This is a genomic window from Cohnella nanjingensis, assembly GCF_014212125.1.
Taxonomy (GTDB): Bacteria; Bacillota; Bacilli; order Paenibacillales; family Paenibacillaceae; genus Cohnella; species Cohnella nanjingensis.
The window spans coordinates 1-800 of record NZ_JACJVP010000103.1 but is presented as its reverse complement, the minus strand read 5'-3'; the positions used below and the strand labels follow the sequence as shown (position 1 = coordinate 800).

Below are 800 nucleotides of genomic sequence, written 5' to 3'. Positions count from 1 at the left end.
CCGTCCGCCAGCTTCGCCGCGGTCACATTACTGTCCGCCAGCTTCGCCAAAGTCACGCTGCCGTCCGCCAGCTTCGCCGACGTCACATCGCCGTCCGCCAGCTTCGTCGTTGACACGCTGCCGTCCGCCAGCTTCGTCGCCGATACGCTGCCGTCCGCCAGCTTCGTTGCCGATACGCTGCCGTCTGCCAGCTTCGCCGACGTCACGTTACCATCCGCCAGCTTCGTCTCCGTGACGACGCCGTCCGCCAGCTTCGCCTCCGTGACGGCGCCGTCTGCCAGCTTTGCCTCGATGACGACACGGTCCGCCAGCTTCGACGCCGTTACGCCGCCATCCGCCAGCTTCGCCTCCGTAACGCTGCCGTCCGTCAACTTCGCCTCGGTCACGCTTCCGTCCGTCAGCTTCGCTTCGGACACGCTTCCGTCCGCCAGCTTCGCCTCCGACACGCTTCCGTCTGTCAGCTTCGCCTCGTTCACTCCGCCGTCCGCCAGCTTCGCCGCCGTTACGCTCCCGTCCGCCAGCTTCGCCTCGGTCACCCCGCCGTCCGCCAGCTTCGCCGTCGAGACGCTCCCGTACGCCAGCTTCGATGCCGTCACGCTGCCGTCCGCCAGCTTCTCGGCGGTCACGTGGCCATCCGCCAGCTTCGTCGACGTGACGTTGCCGTCCGCCAGCTTCGCCGCCGTCACGCTGCTCTCGGCCAGCTTCGCCGTCGTCACGTGTCCGTCCGCCAGCTTCGCCTTGGTGATGACGCCGTCGGCCAACTTCGCCTCCGTCACGCCGCCATCCGCCAGCTTCGCCTC

The 800-nt window shown here is 68.5% G+C and carries 1 pseudogene; it reads right to left on the bottom strand.

The features are described 5' to 3' along the window. Nucleotides 1–800 (bottom strand): annotated as a pseudogene (locus H7C19_RS34090) (hypothetical protein); the annotation flags it as partial.